The 24,577-nt window shown below is 58.8% G+C and carries 23 protein-coding genes and 1 other RNA gene; 10 read left to right on the top strand and 14 right to left on the bottom strand.

What is annotated here, in order from left to right:
• Positions 1–32 precede the first annotated feature (32 nt).
• The 3 genes from mscK to acrR form a co-directional block, all read right to left on the bottom strand.
• A complete protein-coding gene (mscK, locus tag ACSJLU_RS05245; protein WP_342096680.1) occupies positions 33–3,416 on the bottom strand; it encodes a mechanosensitive channel MscK in 3,384 nt (1,127 codons plus the stop codon).
• Between the two features lie 100 nt (positions 3,417–3,516).
• Positions 3,517–3,870 carry a DsrE/DsrF/TusD sulfur relay family protein gene (locus tag ACSJLU_RS05240; RefSeq protein WP_004940282.1) on the bottom strand — a complete coding sequence of 118 codons (354 nt, stop codon included), beginning with the start codon at positions 3,868–3,870 and terminating at the stop codon, positions 3,517–3,519.
• Between the two features lie 11 nt (positions 3,871–3,881).
• The gene (acrR, locus tag ACSJLU_RS05235) at positions 3,882–4,556 is read right to left on the bottom strand and encodes a multidrug efflux transporter transcriptional repressor AcrR (RefSeq protein WP_342096681.1); all 675 of its coding nucleotides are present in this window, start codon (positions 4,554–4,556) and stop codon (positions 3,882–3,884) included.
• Between the two features lie 142 nt (positions 4,557–4,698).
• On the opposite strand from acrR, the gene sdeX reads away from it, so the two are divergent.
• The 4 genes from sdeX (at position 4,699) to ykgO (ending at position 9,644) form a co-directional block, all read left to right on the top strand.
• Complete coding sequence (gene sdeX, locus ACSJLU_RS05230) at positions 4,699–5,886, top strand: multidrug efflux RND transporter periplasmic adaptor subunit SdeX (RefSeq protein WP_025301784.1); 1,188 nt, start codon at positions 4,699–4,701, stop codon at positions 5,884–5,886.
• A 17-nt stretch (positions 5,887–5,903) separates the two neighbouring features.
• On the top strand, positions 5,904–9,050 hold the full coding sequence (gene sdeY, locus ACSJLU_RS05225) for a multidrug efflux RND transporter permease subunit SdeY (RefSeq protein WP_025301783.1): 3,147 nt from the start codon (positions 5,904–5,906) through the stop codon (positions 9,048–9,050).
• Between the two features lie 186 nt (positions 9,051–9,236).
• Complete coding sequence (locus tag ACSJLU_RS05220) at positions 9,237–9,491, top strand: type B 50S ribosomal protein L31 (RefSeq protein WP_004940303.1); 255 nt, start codon at positions 9,237–9,239, stop codon at positions 9,489–9,491.
• A gap of 12 nt (positions 9,492–9,503) precedes the next feature.
• Positions 9,504–9,644, top strand: a complete 141-nt coding sequence (gene ykgO, locus ACSJLU_RS05215; protein WP_004940304.1) for a type B 50S ribosomal protein L36 — start codon at positions 9,504–9,506, stop codon at positions 9,642–9,644.
• A gap of 108 nt (positions 9,645–9,752) precedes the next feature.
• Here ykgO and ACSJLU_RS05210 read toward each other — a convergent pair whose 3' ends face one another.
• From ACSJLU_RS05210 to ACSJLU_RS05200, 3 genes are read right to left on the bottom strand one after another with little or no spacing between them, the layout of a single operon-like run.
• The gene (locus ACSJLU_RS05210; RefSeq protein WP_049209312.1) at positions 9,753–10,631 is read right to left on the bottom strand and encodes a metal ABC transporter substrate-binding protein; all 879 of its coding nucleotides are present in this window, start codon (positions 10,629–10,631) and stop codon (positions 9,753–9,755) included.
• A gap of 25 nt (positions 10,632–10,656) precedes the next feature.
• Entirely contained in the window at positions 10,657–11,514 is an 858-nt protein-coding gene (locus tag ACSJLU_RS05205) for a metal ABC transporter permease (RefSeq protein ID WP_043135664.1), read from the bottom strand.
• A complete protein-coding gene (locus ACSJLU_RS05200) occupies positions 11,511–12,224 on the bottom strand; it encodes a metal ABC transporter ATP-binding protein (RefSeq protein WP_025301780.1) in 714 nt (237 codons plus the stop codon). The genes ACSJLU_RS05205 and ACSJLU_RS05200 overlap by 4 nt, the downstream gene beginning before the upstream one ends.
• A gap of 408 nt (positions 12,225–12,632) precedes the next feature.
• Here ACSJLU_RS05200 and ACSJLU_RS05195 point away from each other — a divergent pair, with 408 nt between their 5' ends.
• The 3 genes from ACSJLU_RS05195 (at position 12,633) to ACSJLU_RS05185 (ending at position 13,767) form a co-directional block, all read left to right on the top strand.
• Positions 12,633–12,986: a hypothetical protein gene (locus ACSJLU_RS05195; protein WP_025301779.1), complete on the top strand. Its 354-nt coding sequence runs from the start codon at positions 12,633–12,635 to the stop codon at positions 12,984–12,986.
• Positions 12,987–13,144: 158 nt separating this feature from the next.
• Positions 13,145–13,513, top strand: coding sequence for an Hha toxicity modulator TomB (gene tomB, locus ACSJLU_RS05190; RefSeq protein ID WP_004940312.1), 369 nt, complete (start codon positions 13,145–13,147; stop codon positions 13,511–13,513).
• Positions 13,514–13,563: 50 nt separating this feature from the next.
• Complete coding sequence (locus tag ACSJLU_RS05185) at positions 13,564–13,767, top strand: HHA domain-containing protein (protein ID WP_004940313.1); 204 nt, start codon at positions 13,564–13,566, stop codon at positions 13,765–13,767.
• A gap of 330 nt (positions 13,768–14,097) precedes the next feature.
• Here ACSJLU_RS05185 and ffs read toward each other — a convergent pair.
• Positions 14,098–14,194, bottom strand: an RNA gene (ffs, locus tag ACSJLU_RS05180) — signal recognition particle sRNA small type.
• Positions 14,195–14,350: 156 nt separating this feature from the next.
• Between ffs and ACSJLU_RS05175 the strand changes: the two genes are divergently transcribed.
• Positions 14,351–14,665 carry an MGMT family protein gene (locus ACSJLU_RS05175; RefSeq protein WP_342093690.1) on the top strand — a complete coding sequence of 105 codons (315 nt, stop codon included), beginning with the start codon at positions 14,351–14,353 and terminating at the stop codon, positions 14,663–14,665.
• Positions 14,666–14,729: 64 nt separating this feature from the next.
• On the opposite strand, the gene ACSJLU_RS05170 is transcribed toward ACSJLU_RS05175, so the two are convergent.
• Positions 14,730–15,221 carry a YbaY family lipoprotein gene (locus ACSJLU_RS05170; protein WP_025301777.1) on the bottom strand — a complete coding sequence of 164 codons (492 nt, stop codon included), beginning with the start codon at positions 15,219–15,221 and terminating at the stop codon, positions 14,730–14,732.
• A 231-nt stretch (positions 15,222–15,452) separates the two neighbouring features.
• Here ACSJLU_RS05170 and tesB point away from each other — a divergent pair, with 231 nt between their 5' ends.
• Positions 15,453–16,316 (top strand): acyl-CoA thioesterase II, encoded by an 864-nt coding sequence (tesB, locus tag ACSJLU_RS05165; RefSeq protein ID WP_016928847.1) that lies wholly within the window; start codon positions 15,453–15,455, stop codon positions 16,314–16,316.
• Between the two features lie 90 nt (positions 16,317–16,406).
• Here the strand turns inward: tesB and amtB are convergent, their stop codons facing one another.
• The 5 genes from amtB to ACSJLU_RS05140 all read right to left on the bottom strand — a co-directional run bounded on the left by amtB (position 16,407) and on the right by ACSJLU_RS05140 (position 22,449).
• Entirely contained in the window at positions 16,407–17,693 is a 1,287-nt protein-coding gene (amtB, locus tag ACSJLU_RS05160; protein WP_342093689.1) for an ammonium transporter AmtB, read from the bottom strand.
• Between the two features lie 36 nt (positions 17,694–17,729).
• A complete protein-coding gene (gene glnK / locus ACSJLU_RS05155; protein WP_004940327.1) occupies positions 17,730–18,068 on the bottom strand; it encodes a P-II family nitrogen regulator in 339 nt (112 codons plus the stop codon).
• A 280-nt stretch (positions 18,069–18,348) separates the two neighbouring features.
• Positions 18,349–20,127, bottom strand: a complete 1,779-nt coding sequence (gene smdB, locus ACSJLU_RS05150; protein ID WP_025301775.1) for a multidrug efflux ABC transporter permease/ATP-binding subunit SmdB — start codon at positions 20,125–20,127, stop codon at positions 18,349–18,351.
• The gene (smdA, locus tag ACSJLU_RS05145) at positions 20,120–21,895 is read right to left on the bottom strand and encodes a multidrug efflux ABC transporter permease/ATP-binding subunit SmdA (RefSeq protein ID WP_043135657.1); all 1,776 of its coding nucleotides are present in this window, start codon (positions 21,893–21,895) and stop codon (positions 20,120–20,122) included. The genes smdB and smdA overlap by 8 nt, the downstream gene beginning before the upstream one ends.
• Before the next feature lie 92 nt (positions 21,896–21,987).
• Positions 21,988–22,449, bottom strand: coding sequence for an Lrp/AsnC family transcriptional regulator (locus tag ACSJLU_RS05140; protein WP_004940330.1), 462 nt, complete (start codon positions 22,447–22,449; stop codon positions 21,988–21,990).
• Between the two features lie 122 nt (positions 22,450–22,571).
• Between ACSJLU_RS05140 and ACSJLU_RS05135 the strand changes: the two genes are divergently transcribed.
• Complete coding sequence (locus ACSJLU_RS05135) at positions 22,572–23,612, top strand: PLP-dependent cysteine synthase family protein (protein ID WP_043135655.1); 1,041 nt, start codon at positions 22,572–22,574, stop codon at positions 23,610–23,612.
• Positions 23,613–23,673: 61 nt separating this feature from the next.
• On the opposite strand, the gene cof is transcribed toward ACSJLU_RS05135, so the two are convergent.
• The gene (gene cof / locus ACSJLU_RS05130) at positions 23,674–24,498 is read right to left on the bottom strand and encodes an HMP-PP phosphatase (RefSeq protein ID WP_025301772.1); all 825 of its coding nucleotides are present in this window, start codon (positions 24,496–24,498) and stop codon (positions 23,674–23,676) included.
• Between the last annotated feature and the right edge of the window lie 79 nt (positions 24,499–24,577).

The following is a 24,577-nucleotide window of genomic DNA, read 5'->3' as shown; positions in this document are numbered from 1 at the left end:
GCACCGCTGTCCCTTCCATCTTTCAACGCACATCAGCCCGCCGTCTGGCCGCCTTCATCCGGCGAGAGCGTTCTTTTCACTTCCTGCACTTCATTGCCCTGCTGGTTATGCAGATACACCTCCAGCTGATTGAAGGCAATGTCGATGTCGTTTTCCCGGCACAAGCGGTCGATTGAGCGGTTCAGTTCGTCCACCGTGTAGCTGCGATCGCGCAGTTCCCGCACATAGAGCCGCAGTTCGTGATCCAGCGTGCTGGCGCCGAAGTTGAGGAAGAACACCTGCGGTTCGGGATCGGTCATCACCCGCGGGTTGTCGTGCGCCGCCTGCAGCAGCACCTTTTTCACCTTGTCGAGATCGGAACCGTAGGCCACGCCCACCTTGATCAGCACGCGGGTGATGGTGTCGGACAGTGACCAGTTGATCAGCCGCTCGGTGACGAACGCCTTGTTCGGAATGATCACCTCTTTACGGTCGAAGTCGGTAATGGTGGTGGCGCGAATGCGGATCTTGCTGACCGAACCGGAGAAGGTGCCGATGGTGATGGTATCGCCGATGCGGATCGGGCGTTCGAACAGAATGATCAGGCCGGAGACGAAGTTGGCGAAGATCTCCTGCAGGCCAAAGCCCAGCCCGACCGTCAGACCGGCGGCCAGCCATTGCAGTTTGTCCCAGGATACGCCGAGCGATCCCAGCGCAACCACGGCGCCCACGGCGGTAATCAGGTAAGTGAGCACGGTGGTGATGGCATAAGACGCCCCCTGCCGCAGCTGCAGCCGCGACAGCACCACCACCTCCAGCAGGCCGGGCAAGTTGCGGGTGAGCACATAAGCGACGATCACCGCGGCGATCGCCACCATCATGTTACCCAGCGTCACCGCCTGCGACACGCTGCTGCCCGCTACGGTGCTGGTGTAATGCCACAGCGTGATGCTGTCCAGATAAGCGATGACCGTCACCAGATCCGACCAAATGGCGTAGAAGGCGCTGGCGAAGATGGCGAACAGCACCAGGGTGGTCAGGCGCAGCGACTGCTGGTTGATCTGATCGAGCGCTAGCGGCGGCTCTTCCACCACCGCTTCGCCGCCTTCGGCCCCCTCTTTCACCACGTTTTGCCGCCGCGCCAGCGCGCGCCGGTAGGCCAAACGCCGCGCCGCCACGCTCAGGCCGCGCAGGGCAGTCAGATACACGATATTCCACAGGAAGAACAGATACAGGCTGTCTATCCAGCGGCTGGCCAGCCGCAGCGTGGTATAGAAGTAACCGGCGAACATCAGCCCCAGCAGGATCAGCGGTGTGGCTGCAAGCGCGGTCACCACCACCAGCCGCACGGCATGCGAGCCCTTTTCACGCCAGCTGTCGCGGCACAGCGGGAACACCAGCACCGCAAGCAGCGCCAGCGTCAACATCACCACGATCTGGCCGATGACGTCTTCCACCAGACGCAGCGGCGCTTTCTCGCCCAATACCGACCAGAAGATCAGCGGCTGCAGCGCCAGCCCCAGCCGCAGCGTCTGGCGGCGGTAATGCGCGCACAGGTTAGCGCCGAAGTTGAAATGCCGCTCGGCGATGCCGCCCGGTTTCAGCATGCGATAGCTGAAGCCGAACACCAGCCACGACAACGCCAGCTGCTGCGACAACGCCCAAATAAAGTCGCTGATACCCAAATCCGCGCGATACATCCAGAAACCGACGCCGAGCAGCAGCGCGGCGCCAGGCAACACCTTCAGCAAGGTCAGCGCGATGGCCTTCGGCGTGTGCAGCTGGCCGTCGCGCTTCAGTTGCCCCACGTCGTTGGCCAGCTTTTGCAAATGACTGTCGATCAACCGGTAGCGCCAGCGCAATACCCCGATCGCCAACAGCAACGGGATCAGGAACACCAGCGCATTCAAGCCGCCCTGCAATAGCTTGCCGCCGTCGAATTTGATATCGAGCCCGGCGAGCTGATCGCGCACCGCCTCCGGCATTGCCTTCAGCCACGCCAGATCGACCGGCTTGTTGCTGTTGACCCAGAAAATCTGTTGGGTCAGCGTATCCTGCAGCGAGCCGTAGACGCTGGTGAGCTGCTGTTGGTTGATCTGCAGGTTGATCGACAGCGACAGCTGGTTGCTGAGCTGCTTGTTCAGCTGATCCAGCAGTTCGCGGCGCATGTCGACAATCTCGTTCAGCGCGTCGATCACTTCCGGGCCGGCCTTTTCCTTGCTCTCTGCCACCAGCTGATTGATGTAATCTTCGCCCTTGAACAGATCGTCGCGTTGCTGATTGATATCGAACTGCTCCAGCCGCAGATCGGCGATGCGCGTGTCTATATCAGCCAGCAGCGTGCCCTGCGGCAGGCTCTGCTGCTGCTGATACAGAATGCGCGACAGCACCAGGCTGCCCTTCAGCACCTGGATCTGCTCTTTCAGGTTACGTTCCGCCTGCAGACCGCGATCGAGCCAGTTTTTGACCCGAATATTCTGCTGGAACAGGGTGTTGCTCTCTTCGGTGGCGGCAATCAGCTGTTGGCTCAACTGTCGGTTGACGTCCAGCTGCTTGCTGACCAGCTGATCGTGCTGGATATCGGTGGCGTCTTCCGGGTTCTGCGCCTCTTTGGCGGTTTTTTCAGACAGCGTCAGGCGCTTGCTGTTGACGAGCTCCTGCAGCAGCTGCACCGACCGATCCAGCGCATCGATATGTGCCGTGGTGTAATCACGCTGTTTTTGCAGCAGATCTTGTAGCGTGGTGTTGGCTTCCAGGCTCTTGCGCTGCAGCTCCAACTGCGCGTTGAGCAGCGCCTGTTCGGTGGCCAGCATGACCTGCTGGCTATTGCGCAGCGAATCTTGCCCCGGCGTCTGGCCGCTGAGCTGGCTGCGGATCTCCTGCAGGCGCTGCGAAGCGGCGTACATGGTGCTCTGCACCCGTTCAGGCTGGGTTTGCAGCGACACCAGTTGGCTGTTGTAGGTCGAGAGGCTCTCCTGCGCGCTTTGCAGCTCGTCGAGCGTTTGATACAGCCGGCTTTCCAGCTGGCGCAGCGACAGCGGCAACAGCGCGGCGCGCGCGGCCGCGTTGTCCGTCGGCTGCTTCAGCGCATCCAGTTCGGCGGTGACCTGATTGAGCTTCGCCGGCGCCTGCTGCACCTGCTGTTTAAGCTGTGCGACGTCTTGCCGGTTGCGCTCGATGGCATCCAGCAGTTCCAGCGTGCGGGTCAAATCCTGCTGGGAGAGCTTTTCGACCGGCGTCAGGGCTTTTTGTTTGTTCAGCGTTTCCAGCTGGCTTTGCACTTCGCTGCGCTGCGGCAGATCGCCGTTCAGCGCCGCCTGTGCCGGCAAGCAACACGCAAAAATCAGGAAAAAGAGTGTCACGGCGGCGATGCGCCGCCGGCATGCGCCGACAAACGAGAGCGGCGCCAGAGAAGGCAGAGTCAACCAGCGATGCATGATTTGGCTTCGGATCGGTAAAGAAGCCTGAAGATTATCACGACCGCCGGCGGGCAACGAACAACAAAAACGTTGCCGGTGATGTCTCGTTGTCGCGAAATCAGAAAGTCAGCACTTTCTCCGCCGCCAGCGTCCACTGCGCCAGCTCGACCAAGGTGCCGATCGCCACGCCGTCCGCCAGCGGCAAGCGGCTGACGCCGCGCGCGTCGGCGCAGGTCTTGCACAGCTTGACCGGCACCTGCTGCGCGGTGAGGATCTCCAGCATCTGCTGCAGATGGTACCCTTCGTGCGGCTGCTGTCCGGCCAGCCCGGCCACCACCGCGTCGGACATCAGAAACAGCCGCAGGTCGAGGCTGCTCTGCTGCTCTTTCATGGCGATGGCCAACCGCAGCGCATTGAACAAGGATTCATGGCCATAGGCGGCGCCATTGGCAATAAGAACAACTGATGACATGAAATCTCTCCTTATAAAGGAAGGCGGTCGGCGTCAGGCGTCACCGCGTTGGGTTTGAGGCGCAAGGTGGGGCAAAACTGCAGCATCTCCAAAAACGCGTCCACCAGCGCTTCGGCTTCGGCCCGCAGATCGAAACTTTCCGGCATAAACAGCCAGTTTTCCATCAGGCCGGTGATATAACCGCGCAGGATGATCGCCGCACGGCGGGTATGTAAATCGGCGGGCAATTGCCCGTGGTGAATGCAGTTATACAGCACCGCTTCGATGCGTTCATAGCCGGCGAGGTACAGCACCTTGCGCGAATCCAGCAGCGGCATCATTTCACCGACAAACTCGCATTTGTGGAATATAATTTCCATCAACGCCCGCCTACGGCCGTCTTCAACCGTAGACGTCAGAATGTAAATCAGAATTTCTCGGATAACCCGCAGTGGATTATCGGGAAACTTTGCCTGATACTCTGTTTCGAGCTGGTCAATTTTCGGCTCGGTAGATTCCCAAACTTCATTAAACAGGTCTACCTTATTCTTGAAGTGCCAGTAGATGGCTCCACGCGTAACCCCGGCAGCGGTGGCAATATCTGTCAGTGACGTTGCAGCAACGCCACGTTCAGAGAACTCTCTCACCGCAGCATCAAGGATTTGCTGTCGGGTTTCTTGCGCCTGCTGTTTGGTTTTTCGTGCCATGGCATTGTTATTTAGGGGGAGTGTGATTTACATACATTCGCGAATGTATGTACCATAGCACGCACATATAATTAACGCAGCAATGGGTTTTAAAGCTTGTGATCCATTGATCATTTTGAAATCGGACACTTGAGGTTTTTCTATGAACAAAAACAGAGGGTTAACGCCTCTGGCGGCCGTTCTGATGCTTTCAGGCAGCTTAGTGCTAACAGGATGTAACGATAAAGAAACCCAACAGCAAGGCGCCCAACAACAGGCGCCTGAAGTGGGCGTAGTCACCTTGAAGGCTGAGCCTCTCAACATTACTACCGATCTTCCTGGCCGCACCGCTGCGTATCGTATCGCCGAAGTTCGCCCTCAGGTCAGCGGCATCATCCTGAAGCGCAACTTCGTTGAAGGCAGCGATATCAAGGCCGGGACGTCTCTGTACCAAATCGATCCCGCAACCTATCAAGCCAGCTACGACAGCGCGAAAGGCGATTTGGCCAAAGCACAGGCCAGCGCTTCCATCGCACGCGTGACGGTAAACCGCTACAAGCCATTGCTGGGCACGAGCTACATCAGTAAACAGGACTACGACAACGCCGTCTCCACGCTGCAGCAGGCGGACGCCGCCGTCGTGGCCGCCAAGGCCGCCGTGGAAACCGCGCGCATCAACCTGGCGTACACCAAGGTGACCTCTCCGATCTCCGGCCGCATCGGCAAGTCCGCCGTGACCGAAGGCGCACTGGTCAGCAACGGCCAGGCAACCGCACTGTCTACCGTGCAGCAGCTGGATCCGATGTATGTCGACGTCACCCAGTCAAGCACTGATTTCCTGCGCCTGAAGCAAGAGCTGGCCAGCGGCGCGCTGAAGCAGGAAAACGGCAAGGCAAAAGTGAAACTGATGCTGGAAAACGGCACCGAATACGCGCAGGAAGGCACGCTGGAGTTCTCTGACGTCACCGTCGATGAAACCACTGGCTCCATCACCATTCGCGCCCTGTTCCCTAACCCGAACGATACGCTGTTGCCGGGCATGTTCGTACGCGCCCGTCTGGACGAAGGCGTGCGCAGCGATGCGCTGCTGGTGCCTCAGCAAGGCGTTACCCGCAACCCGCGCGGCGACGCGACGGCGTTGGTGGTAGGGGCAGACGACAAAGTTGAACTGCGCACGCTGAAGGCCGACCAGGCGATCGGCGACAAATGGCTGGTTACCGATGGCCTGAAATCCGGCGATCGCGTGATCGTCTCCGGCCTGATGAAAGTGCATCCGGGCGCGCAGGTAAAAGTGCAGGAAGTTGACACTCAGGCGCAAAAACAGCCGCAGTCTGAAGCGCAGAAGTCATAAAAAGGAGCCTGTAATACATGGCTAAGTTCTTTATAGATCGCCCGATTTTCGCCTGGGTAATCGCCATCATCGTCATGTTGGCGGGGGTGCTTGCAATAATGAAACTGCCAATCGCGCAGTATCCCACTATTGCACCGCCGGCGGTGAGTATTTCCGCCAACTACCCGGGCGCAGATGCCAAAACGGTGCAGGATACCGTCACGCAGATTATCGAACAGAACATGAACGGTATCGATAACCTGATGTACATGTCCTCCACCAGTGATTCCTCTGGTAGCGTCACCATTACCCTGACGTTTGATTCCGGCACCGATCCTGACATCGCGCAGGTTCAGGTTCAGAACAAACTGTCGTTGGCCACCCCGTTGCTGCCGCAAGAAGTTCAGCAACAGGGCCTGAAAGTAGAAAAATCCAGCAGCAGCTTCCTGATGGTGGCCGGCTTCGTTTCCGACGATCCGAACATGACTCAGGACGATATTGCGGACTACGTGGCGTCCAACATCAAGGACCCGATCAGCCGTTCGTCCGGCGTGGGTGAAGTGCAGCTGTTCGGTGCCCAGTACGCGATGCGTATCTGGCTGGATCCGAACAAGCTGAACAACTTCCAGCTGACGACCACGGACGTGACCTCCGCCATCACCGAGCAGAACAACCAGATCGCCGCAGGCCAGCTGGGCGGCCTGCCGCCGGTGCCGGGGCAGCAGTTGAACGCCTCGATCATCGCGCAGACCCGTCTGACTTCGCCGGAAGAGTTCGGCAAGATCCTGCTGAAAGTGAATACCGACGGTTCTCAGGTACGCCTGCGCGACGTCGCTCACATCGAGCGCGGCGCGGAAAGCTATGCCGTTACCGCTCGCTACAACGGCAAGCCTGCCGCCGGCCTGGGTATCAAACTGGCGACCGGCGCCAACGCCTTGAACACTGCCAAAGGTGTGAAAGACGAGCTGGCCAAGATGGCGCCATTCTTCCCGCAAGGGATGAAAGTGGTTTATCCGTACGACACCACCCCATTCGTTAAAATCTCCATCAACGAAGTGGTGAAAACGCTGATCGAAGCCATCATCCTGGTCTTCCTGGTGATGTATCTGTTCCTGCAGAACTTCCGCGCGACGCTGATCCCAACCATCGCGGTGCCGGTAGTACTGCTGGGGACCTTTGCGATCCTCGCCGCGTTCGGCTTCTCGATAAACACCCTGACGATGTTCGGCATGGTGTTGGCGATCGGCCTGCTGGTGGATGACGCCATCGTGGTGGTGGAAAACGTCGAGCGCGTCATGTCCGAAGAGGGGCTGCCGCCGAAAGAAGCTACCCGTAAATCGATGGGCCAGATCCAGGGCGCGCTGGTGGGTATCGCCATGGTGCTGTCGGCGGTATTCGTGCCGATGGCGTTCTTCGGCGGTTCAACCGGCGCCATCTATCGCCAGTTCTCGATCACCATCGTGTCCGCGATGGCGTTGTCGGTGCTGGTGGCCTTGATCCTGACGCCGGCGCTGTGCGCCACCCTACTCAAACCGATCCCGAAAGGCGATCACGGGGTTAAAACAGGCTTCTTCGGCTGGTTTAACCGCATGTTCGAGAAGAGCACGCATCACTATACCGACAGCGTGGGCAACATCCTGCGCAGCACCGGCCGCTATCTGATCATCTACCTGTTGATCGTGGTTGGCATGGGCCTGCTGTTCCTGCGCCTGCCTTCCTCGTTCCTGCCGGACGAAGATCAGGGCATCCTGTTGACCATGGTGCAGTTGCCTGCCGGTGCCACCGAGTCCCGTACCAACAAAGTGCTGGAAGAAGTCTCCGACTACTTCCTGAACAAGGAAAAGGACAACGTGGTTTCGGTGTTTACCGTCGCGGGCTTCGGCTTCAACGGTAACGGCCAGAACAACGGCCTGGCATTCGTCAGCCTGAAAGACTGGGGTGAGCGTCCAGGGGCCGGGAACAAGGTCGAGGCGATCGCGGGCCGTGCCATGGGTGCCTTCTCGCAGATTAAAGAAGGCCTGGTGTTCCCGTTCAACCTGCCGGCGATCATCGAACTCGGTACCGCAACCGGCTTCGACTTCGAGCTGATTGACCAGGGTGGCCTGGGGCACGAAAAACTGACCGAAGCGCGTAACCAGCTGTTGGGCATGGTTGCTCAGCATCCGGACGTGCTGGTGGGTGTGCGCCCGAACGGCCTGGAAGATACACCGCAGTTCAAACTGATCGTCGATCAGGAGAAAGCCAAGGCGCTGGGCGTCAGCATCACTACCATCAACAGCACGCTGAGCACCGCCCTGGGTGGTTCGTACGTCAACGACTTCATCGACCGCGGTCGTGTGAAGAAGGTGTATGTACAGGCCGACGCGCCGTTCCGTATGCTGCCGGAAGACATCAACAAGTGGTACGTGCGCGGTACCAGCGGCCAGATGGTGCCATTCTCCGCCTTCTCTTCGGCGAAGTGGGAATACGGCTCACCGCGTCTGGAACGCTATAACGGCCTGCCGTCGATGGAAATTCTGGGCCAGGCCGCACCGGGCAAGAGTACCGGTGAAGCGATGAACCTGATGGAACAGCTGGCATCCAAACTGCCAAGTGGCATCGGTTACGACTGGACCGGTATGTCCTATCAGGAACGTCTGTCGGGCAACCAGGCGCCGGCGCTATACGCCATCTCGATTCTGGTGGTGTTCCTGTGTCTGGCAGCGCTGTATGAAAGCTGGTCCGTGCCGTTCTCGGTCATGCTGGTATTGCCGCTGGGGGTTATCGGGGCGTTGCTGGCCGCGACGATGCGCGGCATGAACAACGACGTGTACTTCCAGGTGGGGCTGCTGACCACCATAGGTCTATCGGCGAAGAACGCCATCCTGATCGTTGAGTTCGCCAAGGATCTGATGGAGAAAGAAGGCAAAGGTCTGATCGAAGCGACGTTGGAAGCGGTGCGTATGCGTTTGCGTCCAATCCTCATGACATCTCTGGCCTTCATCCTCGGGGTTCTGCCGCTGGTTATCAGCAGCGGCGCAGGCTCCGGCGCACAGAACGCGGTAGGTACCGGCGTAATGGGCGGGATGATCACCGCCACCGTCTTGGCGATCTTCTTCGTGCCGGTGTTCTTCGTGGTGGTTCGCCGCCGCTTCAGCAAGAAGAACGAAGACCTGGAACACAGCCATCCGGTAGAACACCACTGATCGCTCAGTGAAGGGATCTCTACCCGATAACCGAAAAGGCCGCGCATGCGGCCTTTTTCTTTTGCTTCAGTTGCTTAATGCAAACCGTTCTCATTAATTCACTTTTGTGTGCAATTTGCGCTTGATCGCGATGCCAGGTCGGCGCATAATTATTGTTATAGTATAACATTACACGAGAGAGCCATTATGAAACCCGGCATCCACCCCGATTACCGCACCGTGGTGTTCCACGACGTCAGCGCCAATGCCTACTTCAAAGTGGGATCGACCATCAAAACCGATCGCACCATCGAACTGGACGGCGAAAGCTGGCCGTATGTCACCCTTGACGTCTCTTCTGCTTCGCATCCGTATTACACCGGCAAGCAGAAAGACTATTCCAAAGAAGGCAGCACGGCGCGCTTCCAGCAGCGCTTTGGCCGCTTTATCGGCAATAAGTAACAAGGAAATCCCATGCAGGTATTGAGTTCATTGCGTTCGGCGAAAAACCGCCACCCGGATTGCAAAGTCGTGCGTCGTCGTGGCCGCATCTATGTGATCTGTAAAAGCAATCCGCGATTCAAAGCGGTACAGGGACGTAAGAAAAAGCGTTAACTCCAAAGTGTCATCTGTCGCAAAGCCCCGTTGCTGCTCAACGGGGCTTTTTTTTTACGGCGAGAAAGTACCTGCAAGCCGTCCCCCGCCGGCAGGCGGGGGCGGAGATTACTTCATGCTGCTCAGCAGCGCGTCGACATTGTGCTTGAACGCCTGCTCATAGGTGGCCGCCGGGCCGCCCGCGCGGGAGAGCGCTTCAGGGTACAGCTCGCCGCCCGCCTTGGCGCCGGTGGCGGCGGCGATCTGTTTCACCAACCGCGGATCGGTCTGATTTTCGATAAAGTAAGCGTTGACCTTTTCCTGTTTGATTTGCTTGATCAGATTGGCCACGTCGCTGGCGCTGGCTTCGGCCTCGGTGGAAAACCCGACCGGGGCAAGGAAGGTGACGCCATACTCTTGCCCAAAGTAGCCAAACGCATCATGGCTGGTCAGCACCTTACGTTTCTGTGGTGGCACTGCGGCGAACTGGGTTTTGGCCCACTGGTCCAGCTTTTGCAGCTGCTGAATGTATCCGGCTCCGCGCTGGCGAAAATAGTTGGCATCCTCGGGATCGGCGGCAATCAGGGCGTTCATCACGTTAGTGGCGTACTGTACGCCGTTTTTCATGCTGTTCCAGGCGTGAGGATCGGTAATCGGTTTGCCGTCCTCTTCCATCTGGCGGGTACTGATCCCCTGTGAAGCGGTGATCACCTGCCCTTTATAACCCGAAGCGCTGACCAAGCGATCGATCCACCCTTCCAGCCCCAGACCGCTGACGAACACCACATCAGCCTGAGCCAGCTTCTTGCCGTCCTGCGGCGAAGGCTCGAAGCTGTGCGGATCGCCATCCGGCCCCACCAGCGTGCTGACCTTGACGTGATCGCCGCCCACCTCTTTGACGATATCACCCAGAATGGAAAAGCTGGCGACGGCGTCGACGGTCTTCGCCATCGCCCATGGGCTGGCCAGCAGAGCAGCAACCGCCAGCGATATAGGTAAACGTTTCATACTTTCTCCTTGCAAATGGCACTTCTCAACGGCGCGCGAAGGCGCAAATGCCTCCGCGCGTTCCAAACAGGATCGAGACGAAAAAGATGACGCTGGCGCTGAGCACGATCGCCGGGCCGGCAGGCAACGACGCGTAATAGGACCACACCAGCCCAATCACGCTGGACAGCGCGCCGATACCCATCGCCGTCGCCAGCGTCTGCGGCAGATTGCGCGCCCAGAAGCGCGCGCTGGCGGCGGGCAGCATCATCAGCCCCACCGACATCAGGGTGCCGAGGATCTGGAATCCTGCCACCAGATTGACCACAACCAGCGCCAGAAATAGGCCGTGGATCAGCGCCAACCGGCGCGGGGCGTTGACGCGCAGAAAAGTGACGTCGAAGGATTCGATCACTAACGCGCGGTACAGCGCCGCCAATGCCAGCAGCGAAACCGAGGCGATCGCACCGACCATCAGCATGGCCTGCGCATCCACCGCCAAAATCGAACCGAACAGCACGTGCAGCAGATCCACGCTGGAACCGCGCAGCGAGACCAGCGTGACCCCCAGCGCCAGTGACCCCAGATAGAACCCGGCGAAGCTGGCATCTTCTTTTAACGGCGTGCGGCGGCTCACCAGGCCGGACAGCATCGCCACCGCCAACCCGGCGATAAAACCGCCCACCCCCATCGCCACCAGCGACATGCCGGAGATCAGATAACCGATCGCCGCGCCCGGCAACACCGCGTGGGACAATGCGTCCCCGACCAGGCTCATGCGGCGCAGCAGCAGAAACACGCCCAGCGGGGCGGCGCTGAGCGACAACGCCAGACAGGCCATGAGCGCGCGGCGCATAAAACCGAAAGAGAGGAAAGGATCGATAAGCCCATGCAACAACATCATGGCGCCACCGCCCGCAGATCCGGCTGCCGTTCGGCGGCGTGATACCTCGGCACCTGTTCCAGCACCCGCTTGGCCGCGCCCCAGTGGCAAGCCTGCGGCGTCAGCAACAGTACCTGTGAAAAATGCTCGGCGACCATCGACATATCGTGCAGCACGGCGATCACCGTTTTCCCCTGCCGGTGCAGTTGTGCAATCACCTGCAGCAAAATTTGCGTGGTGGCGCTGTCGATACCGGTGAAAGGTTCATCCAGCAAAATCAGCGGCGCCTGTTGGACCAGCAGGCGCGCAAACAACCCCCTCTGCAGCTGGCCGCCGGACAGTTCACCCACCGGAGTGTGCGCCAGCGCGCTCATGCCAACGCTCGCCAACGCCTCGTTGACCTGGCTCGCCGCACGCTTGCTCATGCCGCCGAACATGCCACTTTGCGGCCAACAGCCCATCGCCACCAGATCGCTTACCGCAATCGGGAATTGCCGATCCAGCTCCGCCTGTTGCGGTAGATAAGCTCTGCGCGGCGGCTTTCCGCCGATAAAACTCAGGCTGCCGCCCAGCGGCGGCAACAATCCGGCGAAGGTTTTCAGCAGCGTCGACTTACCTGCCCCGTTGACGCCCACCACCGCGGTGAGCGATCCGGCGGTAAACTGCCCGCTCAGCGGCGGGAAAAGCGGCGTGGCGCCATAGCCTATCGCCAGCTGACGCAAGGTAATCATGGCAGCGACACCGCCCAGAAGATGCCGAGCCACAGCAGGGCCAGCAGCATAACGGCACCTGCGCAACGCGCGGCAGCAGAGGTGGTGAACAACGAATTCAGTGACGGCGTGGCGTCATGTTGCGAAGTGGGAGTCAATGTCGTAGCCAAAAATGATGGGTTTATAGTTATAATATAACATCACATACACTGTCGCATCTCAAGCTATGGCGCGACAATAATGCAACGGAACGTAACAATCTCTCGCGCAGCGGCACTTTCCCCCCAAGCTTCCTTATCAAATCCAGGGATATTCCCATTCGGTTGAAATGTTGGCGTAAGGTAAAGAACAGCGGTAAATCGAAAAATTTACCGACGAGGGAGGAAAAGGAGTAAGATAAGCAGATAACATTGCTGTTGGCCGAGATTAATGCTTGTTACCCTTGCCTGTAACCTGGATGTCAACGCACTTTCTGTTAACAAATTAAAGAAAGTGATTAATGACAATATAGCGGAGTTAGTGCCTGCGCTGACCAGCGGACTCAGTTTTTATTCTGAAAGCGCACGCTATGCCGAAGATTCATTAGAAATACTTGATATAGTGCAACAGGGTGGTAGCGATTATTCAATGAGTTATCGTTATAAGTGGGGCATTTTTAATGCCTGCCTGGATATCAACAGCGAAGACACTCTCAGCGATAGCGTCCGGTTCCGTGTGACAGAACGGGGTTTAATCTTCGACATCATTGATAACTCACGTCCATCTACAGCGGATGAATTGTAAGTTTACGTAATAACTACAGGCCAAACGCGAAAAAATGATTTATATTCACTTTACGGGAAGTTTATTTAAAGACCGTTAAGCTGCCTCCGTCCATGATGTAAATCAGCTTACTCACATAGTGTTATCACACCGCAATTAAGACTTACGGAGGGGATGATATGGATGAGTATTCGCCTAAGCGACACGACATTGCTCAGCTCAAATTCTTGTGCGAAAATTTGTATGATGAAGGTATCGCTACCCTGGGAGACAGTCATCATGGGTGGGTCAACGATCCGACGTCCTCCGTCAACCTGCAGCTTAATGAGTTGATCGAACATATCGCTTCGTTTGTGATGAGCTATAAAATTAAATACATGGACGAATCTGACCTGTCGGAGTTAGTCGAAGAATATCTCGATGATACCTATACGCTGTTCAGCAGTTACGGTATCAATGATTCCGACCTGCGCCGCTGGCAAAAAACCAAGGCGAGATTATTCAGAATGTTCTCAGGAGAGGACATCTGTACGACAATGAAAACTTAAGGGATAATTATTCCCGAGCTATTTTTACGGTTATTAAACTAAAGGCCACCATGACTAAAACCGACTATCTGATGCGTTTACGTAAATGCACCACGATTGATACTCTCGAACGTGTTATTGAGAAAAATAAGTACGAGCTTTCCGATGATGAACTGGAGCTGTTTTACTCAGCGGCCGATCACCGTCTGGCAGAGCTCACCATGAACAAACTGTATGACAAAATCCCCACCTCCGTTTGGAAATATGTCAGATAATCAGACCCCCAACGCGTTGAGCCGATGCTTTTATCGGCTTCAATGTTCAAGCTGAATACGTACTTTTCCTATTGACAGTAAAACTTCATTTGCACTCCCCCTTTCAATAATAATATTGCCTGGAAGCAATTTTCTTTTTAAATCGAGACAGGTTACGCCATCGCCCCCTCATTATGCTTGCATCCAGAACCGCTAATTCATTATCCAAAAGAATTGAGGGCGGGAAGAAAAGAAATGCCTTGTCGCTCTGCCTGATGACAGAAAGGGATAATCGATGAGTAGAAGAGAAACGGCAAAAGTGCGGATTGGCGAAGGCCAAATGGGTGGGGACCCTGCCAGCTACATCCCGGCACACACGTCACCTGCTGCGGCTGCTTCCTTCCGGACCTGACCGAGTTCACAAGTTAGTGTTGCGGGAGAACCAACAGGGCCCCCATTGACGGCTTCTGTACTCCGAAGCGGTGGGCATTATCGGCGATGCCCCGCCAAATAGCAAGCCAACCGGGGCTAACCGCTGTTTTCTTACCCACCTGCACTGTGGCACACTCTTCGCCTGGGTTTTGACTCGCGCAGGAACAGCAATATGCAACCAGAAGACGCCTCTTTCAGCCAGCGGGTATTCCACATCGTGGCCGCCATTCCTTACGGCAAAGTCACCACCTACGGCGAAGTCGCCCGGCTGGCCGGTTCACCGCGCGCCGCGCGCCAGGTTGGCGGCGTGCTGCGGCGTTTGCCGGAAGGCAGCGCGCTGCCCTGGCACCGGGTGATCAACCGGCACGGACAGATCTCGCAGCAGGGGGAGGATTTTCAACGGCAACAGCAGGCACTGCTGGCGGAAGGGATTATTTTCGGCCCGCACAGCACGGTCGATTTCGAGCGCTACGGCTGGCGCTGGTAAAACAAAACAGCCTTTGGCCGAAGCGCAAAGGCTGTTGATTTCATCTTGCTGTACCGCAGGAAATTTACTGCATGGCGGTTGGCGCAGCCTGAATCGGCACACCCTGAACCGGAACCAGCAGCAGATCGGCGCGGGTACCGTTGCGGTTAACCACTTCCTGGATAGTGTCGGTAATAAACATCAGTCGCCCGTTGACCGTCACCGCCGCGCTCAGAATGATACGCGCATTCGGTTGGATGTCGGACGGATTGTACGGTAGCGTAAAGTTGAATGGCGCCTGTTGCCCTTCAGTACGTATCGCGCGCTGTGCAATCACTTTGGACGGTGCATCCGCCAGCGAGGCGTCAGAGAGGGTGACCGTCAGTACGGCGTCCGGCGGCAGCGCAATACGCTGACGTATATTAACCGAACCTGTCACCGCCGGGCCTTGAATCTGCGTTTGCGCAGCCGCCGGATTACCGGCCGCCTGTGTAGGCACATCAGCACTCTTTTGCGCGCATCCTGCCAGCGTGATCGTCAGTGCCGCGGCACCGCCTACGATTTGCCAGAGTTTCATGGATCGGTCTCCTTTTTTATTATCAACATGTTGGTGGCTTTCACCACCGCACTTATTAAACCTAGCACAAAACACTGATAAATCCACTTTACCCCGCCTATTAATCACTTAAACAGCCCAGGGCGCCCACGATTAAGAGCATTCTCATCGGCCCTGTAATGCAAAATGTTGACGCCACGCCGTGATATTCCGCACACTGCGCAAAATGATTATTAGAAAGGTAACAATTTTATGAGCCAGGCATTGCAAAACCTCCTTGATCTGCTGGATCTGGAGAAAATCGAAGAAGGGCTGTTTCGCGGCCAAAGCGAAGATCTGGGGCTGCGCCAGGTGTTCGGTGGACAGGTTGTCGGCCAGGCGCTCTACGCCGCCAAGCAGACGGTGCCGGACGAGCGCAGCGTGCACTCGTTCCACAGCTACTTCCTGCGCCCGGGCGACAGCAGCAAACCCATCGTTTACGACGTAGAAACCCTGCGCGACGGCAACAGCTTCAGCGCCCGTCGCGTCAGCGCTATTCAGCACGGCAAACCTATTTTCTATATGACCGCCTCTTTCCAAAGCCCGGAAACCGGTTTCGAGCACCAGAACCTGATGCCGGACGTGCCGCCTCCAGAAGGGCTGCTGTCCGAGTCAGAGATCGCCCAGAAGCTGGCGCATATGCTGCCGGAAAAAGTACGCGAAAAATTTATCGGCCAGAAGCCGATCGAAATGCGCCCGGTGAAATTCCACAATCCGTTGAAAGGCAGCGTGGAAGAGCCGCATCGCTACGTGTGGTTCCGTGCCAACGGCAGCATGCCGGACGATCAGCGCATCCACCAATATCTGCTGGGCTACGCGTCGGACTTTAACTTCCTGCCGACGGCGCTGCAGCCACACGGCGTCGGCTTCCTCGAGCCGGGCATGCAGGTGGCCACCATTGACCACTCAATGTGGTTCCACCGTCCGTTCCGTATGGATGACTGGTTGCTGTACGCGGTGGAGAGCTCCTCCGCCTCCGGCGCACGGGGCTTTGTGCGCGGCCAGATCTACACTCGCGACGGAGTACTGGTCGCCACCACCGTGCAGGAAGGGGTGATTCGCCAGCGCGACGCCTAATCCGCAATATAAAGTAAGGGGAGATGTTTCCATCGCCCCTTTTTGCTTCATCATTATTTTAGTCTTTCGCGCACTGCCCTGCTTCGAGTCTTATTGGTTGTAGGCGCTCTCGCCGTGGCTGTTGACATCCAGCCCTTCGCGCTCCTGCTCTTCCGGTACTCTCAGCCCCACCATCGCGCCCGCAATCTTGAAGGCGATAAAGGCGGCGACGCTTGACCACACCAGCGTAATCACGACGCTCAGCAGCTGGATCCACACCTGATGGCCCATCGTCACGCCTTCGGCATAGCCGGTGCCACCGAGGGAAGAAGCGGTGAACACGCCGGTCAGCAGACAGCCGACAATGCCGCACACCCCGTGCACGCCGAACACGTCGCAGGTGTCGTCCACTTTCAGCCATTTCTTCAACGTCACGACGCCCCACAGGCCGGCAACGCCGCCTACCAGGCCGATGATCAACGCCCCACCCACGCCCACGGTGCCCGCCGCCGGCGTCACCGCAACCAGCCCGGCGATCATGCCGGAGCAGGCGCCCAGCAGCGAAGGCTTGCCGCGCAGCCCCCACTCTGCGAAGGTCCAGGAGAGAATGGCGCCCGCGGTAGCCACCACCGTGTTGAGGAATGCCAGGGCCGCGATGCCGTTGGCCGCGCTGGCGGAACCGGCGTTGAAACCGAACCAGCCGATATACAGGATGGACGCCCCGGTAAACACCATCGGCAGGTTGTGCGGTTTGAACGCCTCTTTACCGAAGCCGGCGCGTTTGCCGAGCAGATAGGCGCCGATCAGCCCCGCGCTGGCGGCGTTGATGTGTACCACGGTGCCGCCGGCGAAGTCCAGCGCGCCGTCGGTGGCCAGATAGCCACCGCCCCACACCATGTGCGCGATCGGCAGGTAAGACAGGGTGAACCACAGGATCGCGAAGATCAGCACCGCCGAGAAGCGAATGCGTTCGGCGAAGCCCCCCACCACCAGCGCCACGGTAATGCAGGCGAAGGAGGCTTGGAAAGCGACGTGGATCATCTGGCTGATGCTGCCAGTGACGCTGTCGATGCCGATGCCTTTCAGCATCGCCGTCTCGAATCCGCCGAACACCGCATTGCCTTCGCTGAACGCCAGGCTGTAGCCATACAGCACCCACAGCACGCAGACCAGCGCGAAGGTGACGGTGACCTGCGTCAGCATCGACAGCACGTTTTTGCCGCGCAGCAGGCCGCCGTAAAACAGCGCGATGCCCGGCAGCGTCATGAACAGCACCAACGCGGTGCAGATCATCATAAAGGCGTTGTCGGCCTTATCGGCGACCGCCGGGGCGGCCAGGGCCAAAGAAGGAACCAGGGTTACCGAACTCAGGCCCAACATGGATAACAGTCTTTTCATTATCAATCCATCCCCATTGCTTAACTGAGTTCGTGGTTACAGTGCCGATTCGTCGGTTTCGCCGGTGCGAATGCGGATCACGCGTTGCAATTCGGCAACGAAAATTTTGCCGTCGCCGATTTTGCCGGTATAGGCGGCTTTGCTAATCACATCAACCACTTCATCCAACTGATCGTCGGCGATAGCGATATCGATTTTGACCTTGGGCAAGAAATTGACGTTATATTCGGCGCCGCGATACAGCTCGGCATGCCCCTTCTGGCGGCCAAAGCCCTTCACTTCGGTTACGGTCAACCCCTGAATGCCCACGGAGGACAGAGCCTCGCGCACATCCTCCAGCTTGAACGGTTTGATTACCACGGTCACCAGCTTCATATTGCCCCTCCACGAATTAAGCCCAAACTCACCCCTGGTACGCGTCATATGTAGCAAAGGCTGTGCCAAATTTAATTTTGCATGACGATTCAGCGGATTAGCGCACACGCGGGCGCCGCCGCGACGCAGCGCAGCGCCGATACCTTGAATGGGTTAAATAATGCGCACTGATTTGGTGCACATCGCGTCGAAAAAGTGCAGAAAGGGGGCATGGCACAGGCGGGTTGCCTGCTTGTGGTGCGTGGGAAAGAAACAAGGGCCGCGATCGCGGCCCCTGGGATCAGGCGGGTTGACTCTCCTCGCGCACCGCTTCCGCCAACTGCTCGCCCGCCAGCTGCAGCTGATACATCTGGTAGTAGCGCCCCTGCTGCGCCAGCAGCTGTTGATGGTTGCCCTGCTCCACCGCGTGGCCACGATGCAGCACCAGAATGGAATCGGCATCGACGATGGTTGAGAGGCGGTGGGCGATCACCACCAGCGTGGTGTGCTCGCGGATCGCACGCAGCGCCCGCTGGATCGCCTGTTCGGTGCCCGAGTCGATATTGGCAGTCGCCTCGTCGAGAATCAAAATCTGCGGCGCCTGCACCAAGACCCGCGCCATCGCCAGCAGCTGTTTCTGCCCGACCGACAGGTTATTGCCCTGCTCCCCCAGGCGGGTGTGGATACCCTGCGGGAAGCCGCGCACCAGACTCGCCAACTGCACCGTTTCCAGCGCCCGCCAAACGGCGTCTTCCTCGATGTTACGCCCCAACGTGACGTTGGCCAGTACCGAATCGGCGATCACCACCGGATCCTGCTGCACCATCGCTACACCCTGACGCAGCGTGCGGTGCGACAGGCTGGATATCGGGCGTCCATCGAGACGCACTTCCCCCTCGCTGACCGGGTAATAGCCCATCAGCAAGTTGGCCAAGGTGCTCTTGCCGCTGCCGGTATGTCCGACCAGCGCCACGAAGCCGCGTGAGGGCACCGCCAGCGAAATATGCTGCAGCACCTTTTTGTCCGCACGGTAAGCGAAGCTCAGATCGGTGATGTCGATGCGGCCACCGGCCAGAGGACGATCGTCGGCACCGTAACTCTGCTGGCTGCGATCCATCAGCTCGAAAATGCGTTCGCCGGCCACCACCGCCTGCTGCAGGATCGACTGCTGTGACGTCAGCTCGATCAGCGGTTCATTCAGGCGCCCCAGGTAGTTGATGAAGGCGTAGAGGACGCCGACGCCAATCACGCCCTCGCCGCTGAAGCCGAACAGCATCAACAGGCCGCACAGCACCAGCGCCGAAAACAGGCTGAGCAGCGGCCGCAGCAGAAAACCGTCGAGCCGCAGGGTCTGCATGCGCGCAAGATAATGCGACTGGCTGGCGGCGCTCATGCGCTCGCCGAAGCGCACCTGCTGGCGGAACTGCTGAATCACGCCCATGCCGTTGATCACTTCGTTGAAACCGTCGTTGATGTCCGCCAGATAACTGCGCACCCGGCGCACAATCGGCGTGCTGTAGTATTGATAGATGCCCATCACCACGAACACCGCCGGGAAGATGCAGATAGCCACCAGCGCCATGCGCCAGTCGAGGCTGAACATCGCCACCAGCATGGCGCCGATCAGCGCGGCGCTTTTCAGCACCGTGGAGACCACCATCACGTACAGATCCTTGATCACTTCGGTGTCGTTGGTAACGCGCGAGATCAATTGCCCGACCGGTTGTGTGTCAAAGGCGCTGAGCGGTTGGCGCAGCGCGGCGTCCATCACGTCGGTACGCAACCGCTGCACCACGCCCACCGCCGCCTGGTTGAACAACAGCGCCTGGAAGTAGTGCAGCGCCGCCGCCAGCAACTCCAGCAGAATGTAGGCCGCCGCCAGCCCGCCGACAATCATCAACGGCAGTTGCCCTTTGGCGACGTAATTATCGATAAAATAGCTGACCAGGATCGGCCCAGCAACTTCCGCCGCCGCCGCTATCCACAGCATCAGCACCGCCAGCCCCAGCGGTTTGCGGTACGGCGAGCCGTAGGCCAGCAGCCGCTTCAGCGTCGGCCACAGCTTTTGCACTTTATTCATTGGCCAACGCCTCCTCGCCGTTTTCCGGCGCTTCGTCCAGCGCCGCTTCCAGCTGCTGATAACGGTACATATCGCGATACCAGCCCGGCTGCGCCGCCAGCGCCGCCGGATCGCCGCGCTGTGCAACGCCACCGTGCTGCATCACCAAGATTTCGCTGGCCTCGGTCAATGCCGACAGCCGGTGCGCGCTGATGATCACCGTGCGATCTTGCCCCCAGCTGCGCAGGTTGTGCAGGATTTGGTGTTCGGTACGGCCGTCCACCGCCGACAGCGCGTCATCGAGGATCAAGATCTCTGCATCCAGCAGCAGCGCACGCGCAATGGAGATGCGCTGTTTCTGCCCGCCCGACAACATCACGCCGCGTTCGCCCACCTCGGTGTCATAGCCCTGCGGCAACCGCAAAATGTCCTCATGGACGCTGGCCAGCCGCGCTGCCTGTTCGATCTGCGCCTGCGTCGCGCCCGGATGGCCCAGCGCGATGTTGTTCGCCACGGTATCGGAGAACAGGAACGGCGTTTGGCTCACCACCGACAGTCGCGAACGCCAGTCGTCAAGTTTGACCTGCGGCAACGGCAGGCCGTGATAGCGGATCTGCCCTTGGTCGACGTCGAACTGACGCTGGATCAGCGACAACAGCGTCGATTTACCGGCCCCGGTCGGCCCGCACAGCCCCAGCATTTGCCCTGGTTTCAGCGTCACCGCCACATCGTGCAGCGCCGGATGTGGGTTTTCCGGGTAGTGGAACGCGCGGATATCTACGTCCAGCACGCCGCGCCCGGCCGGCAGCGCCTGTGGGCCATCCTGCACCGCCGGCGCCTCATCAAGCAGGCTGCGGATGCGGCTGTAGGCCGCGCTGCCGCGTTCGACGATGTTGAACATCCAGGCCAGTGCCAGCATCGGCCAGATCATCAGGCCGAGATACATCACAAAGCTGGTCAGTTGCCCGAGCGTCAGCGAACCGTTCACCACCATCCAGCTGCCGCCGCCAATGGCCAGCAGGTTAGACGCACCGATGGCGATATAAATGGTCGGATCGAAGCGCGCATCCACCCGCGCCACGTGCATGTTCTTGGCCCCGGTCTGCGCCGCCACCTCGGCGAAGCGGTTGGATTGGTGATCTTCCAGCCCGAAGGCCTTGATCATGCGGATGCTGGTCATGCTTTCCTGCGCCTGATCGTTCAGGCTGGAAAACGCCGCCTGTGCCGATTTAAAGCGCTGGTGCAGCTGATCGCCGTAATATTTGATGGCGATCGCCATCAACGGCATCGGGATCAACGCCAGCACTGTCAGTTGCCAGCTGATTTGGGTGCTCATCACCACCAACACCACCAACCCCATCACCAGCGAATCCACCAGCGTCAGCACGCCTTCACCGGCGGCGAATACCACGCGATCCACGTCGTTGGTGGCGCGCGCCATCAGATCGCCAGTGCGGTGACGCAGGTAAAACGCGGGGTTTTGCCGGCTGAGCTGACGGTAAAAGTTTTCGCGCAGCTCGACCGCGAGCTGGTAGGACGCGCCGAACAGCAACACCCGCCACACATAGCGCAGCAGGTAAACGACGATCGCGGTACCGATCATCAACCCGAGCCAGGCCATCAGCACGCCGGTGGACATCTGTTTTTCGGTGACGCCGTCCACGATGATGCCGACCAGCTTAGGCGGCAGCAGTTGCAGGATGGCGATGACGATCAGCAGCACCACCGCCCCGAGGTAGCGGCGCCACTCCCGGCGGAAGTACCAGCCGATTTGAGCAAATAATCTCACGCAGTTTGATTCCAGGGTTTTATGGGATTTGTCTCTTTTTCTGCTTCAGCAGAGCAGGATACCACCGTTGAGCCGCCCGTCCGGTGAACTTTTCACTCCGGCACCGGCAGCGCGGTGGTGTATTTGATTTTTTCCATGGCAAAGCTCGAGGTGACGTCGATGAGGCCCGGTACGCCGTTCACCAGACGCTTATAAAAGCCGTCGTAGCTTTTCATGTCCGCCACTTCGACCTGCATCAGGTAGTCGTACTCTCCCGCCATGCGGTAAAACGCCAGCACCTCGGGCATCTGGCTGGTCAGCTGCACAAAAGCCTGATACCACTCGCTGCTGTGCTGCTGGGTTTTGATCAGCACGAACGCCGTCAGCCCCAGGCCGAGCTTTTCATTATCCAGCAAGGCCACCCGACCGCGGATATAGCCCTCGTCTTCCAGACGCTTCAGGCGTTTCCAGCACGGCGTCGAGGTCAAATTGACCGCATCCGCCAGCGCCTGCAGCGACTGGGTGCAATCTTGCTGCAGCATGCACAGCAGCTTACGGTCTGTTTTATCTAACATAGCGGCCACCAGGAGAAAAATTTTCTCTCATTAGGCGATTAAACAGGAAAAATGGCAATCCTTTTTTCCCGCCGACAGGCTATGCTACGCCATAAATCAGCCCCCTATTCTGAGGCCAAATCATGACAAACTCTTGGGTAAAATATGCTATCGGTGAAATAGAAGCGGATTTTCAACGCTCCGCCGATACGCACCTGATTCGCCTGAACCTGCCGGCGTTTCCTGGCATCTGCCTGTACCTGAAAGATGAGAGCACCCACCCGACCGGCAGCCTGAAACACCGCCTGGCGCGCTCGCTGTTCCTTTACGGCCTGTGCAACGGCTGGATCACCGAGAACACCACCATCATCGAGGCCTCTTCCGGCAGCACCGCGGTGTCCGAAGCCTACTTCGCTCGCCTGATCGGCCTGCCGTTCATCGCGGTGATGCCGTCCTGCACCGCGCGCCGCAAGGTGGAACAGATCGCCTTTTACGGCGGCCGCTGTCACTTCGTCGATCACGCCGCCCAGATCTACGCCGCCTCCGAACTGCTGGCGAAAGAGCTGAACGGCCACTATATGGATCAGTTCACCTACGCCGAGCGCGCCACCGACTGGCGCGGCAACAACAACATCGCCGACAGCATCTTCCGCCAGATGGCGCGCGAACCCTTCCCGGTGCCGAAACACATCGTAATGAGCGCCGGCACCGGCGGCACCTCCGCCACGCTGGGGCGCTACATCCGCTATCAGGGGCACGACACCCGGTTGACGGTGGTCGATCCGGAAAACTCGGTGTTCTATGACTGCTTCCACCACGGCGATCGCACCCTGATCGGCAGCTGCGGCAGCCGTATCGAAGGCATCGGCCGCCCACGCGCCGAGCCGTCGTTCATCCCATCGGTGGTCGACAACATGCTGCGCGTGCCGGATGCTGCCAGCGTCGCCACCATTCACTGGCTGGAAGGCGTGCTGGGCCGCAAGGTTGGCGCCTCTACCGGCACCAACGTTTGGGGTGCGCTGCAGTTGGCGAAGCAGATGCGGGAAAACGGCGAGCAAGGATCGATCGTCACCCTGCTGTGCGACAGCGGCGAGCGTTACCTGGATACCTATTACAACCCGGAATGGGTCAGCAACAACATCGGCGATCTGCAGCCGTATCTGGCGCAGCTGGCGGATTTGTAACGCCAGGCGTTAGGTAAAAAAAAAGCCGGGTAGTCATACCCGGCCGGCTGTAAGGAGAACCTCATTCTTCGGGGGAATAGGTGAGGCAAGGTGAACGCAGCCAATGTTGTAAATAGTGGGCCACCGCCTGTTGCTGGCAATGGCCGATAACCGGTAGCTGCGGCAGCAGGGATTTCAGCTGCGGCAGGGCGTTGCCCATCACCACGCCGTGCCCCACCGCCCCCAGCATCTCTTTGTCGTTCATTGCGTCGCCGAACGCCATGCAGTCGGCCATCGTCAGCCCCAGATGGCGGCTCAGCCGGTCCAGCGCCGTACCCTTGTTGCAACCGAGCGGCAACACCTCCAGGCAGTCGTAGGCGGAAAAGCACAGATCGGCCTCACCACCCAGCTGTGCCCGCAGCTGCACCTGCAAGGCCAGCAATTCCTCATGCGGCGCGACAAAACACACCTTGCTGTTGCCGAACGCCGGCAGGCGGCGCACGTCGGCCAACTGAAAACGAAAGCCGCTCAGGTGATGCGCCCGCAGCATCTCTTCCGGCACGGGGAATTCGGTCAGCCAACCTTCGTCGCGGAACACATGCATGCTGGCGCAGGTGCGCCAATGATGATGCAGCACCTCTTCGGCGACCGCCGCCGGCAGATCGGTAGCATGCAGCTGTTGGCCGCGGTTGTCATACACCCGCGTGCCATTGCCGGTGATCAGGTAGCCCTGCAGCCCCAGCTGCGCCATGATCGGTTGCGCATCGAGGTAGTGCCGTCCGGTGGCGAACGTCACCACCATCTCCCGTTCCACCAGCTGGTTCAGCACCGCCAGCGTTTCCGGGCCAACCCGGTGATCCGGCATCAACAGCGTGCCGTCCATATCGAAAGCTGCCAGGCGATACATAGAGACCTCTGAATGTGAACGCGATTACAATCACTGCAGTATGGGATGGCATTTGCGGAAGTAATAGTGAACAATTTGA

This window comes from Serratia bockelmannii, assembly GCF_051803255.1.
In the GTDB taxonomy this organism is placed as follows: domain Bacteria; phylum Pseudomonadota; class Gammaproteobacteria; order Enterobacterales; family Enterobacteriaceae; genus Serratia; species Serratia bockelmannii.
The sequence above is the reverse complement of the archived record's forward strand: the minus strand, read 5'-3'. Positions and strand labels throughout refer to the sequence as shown.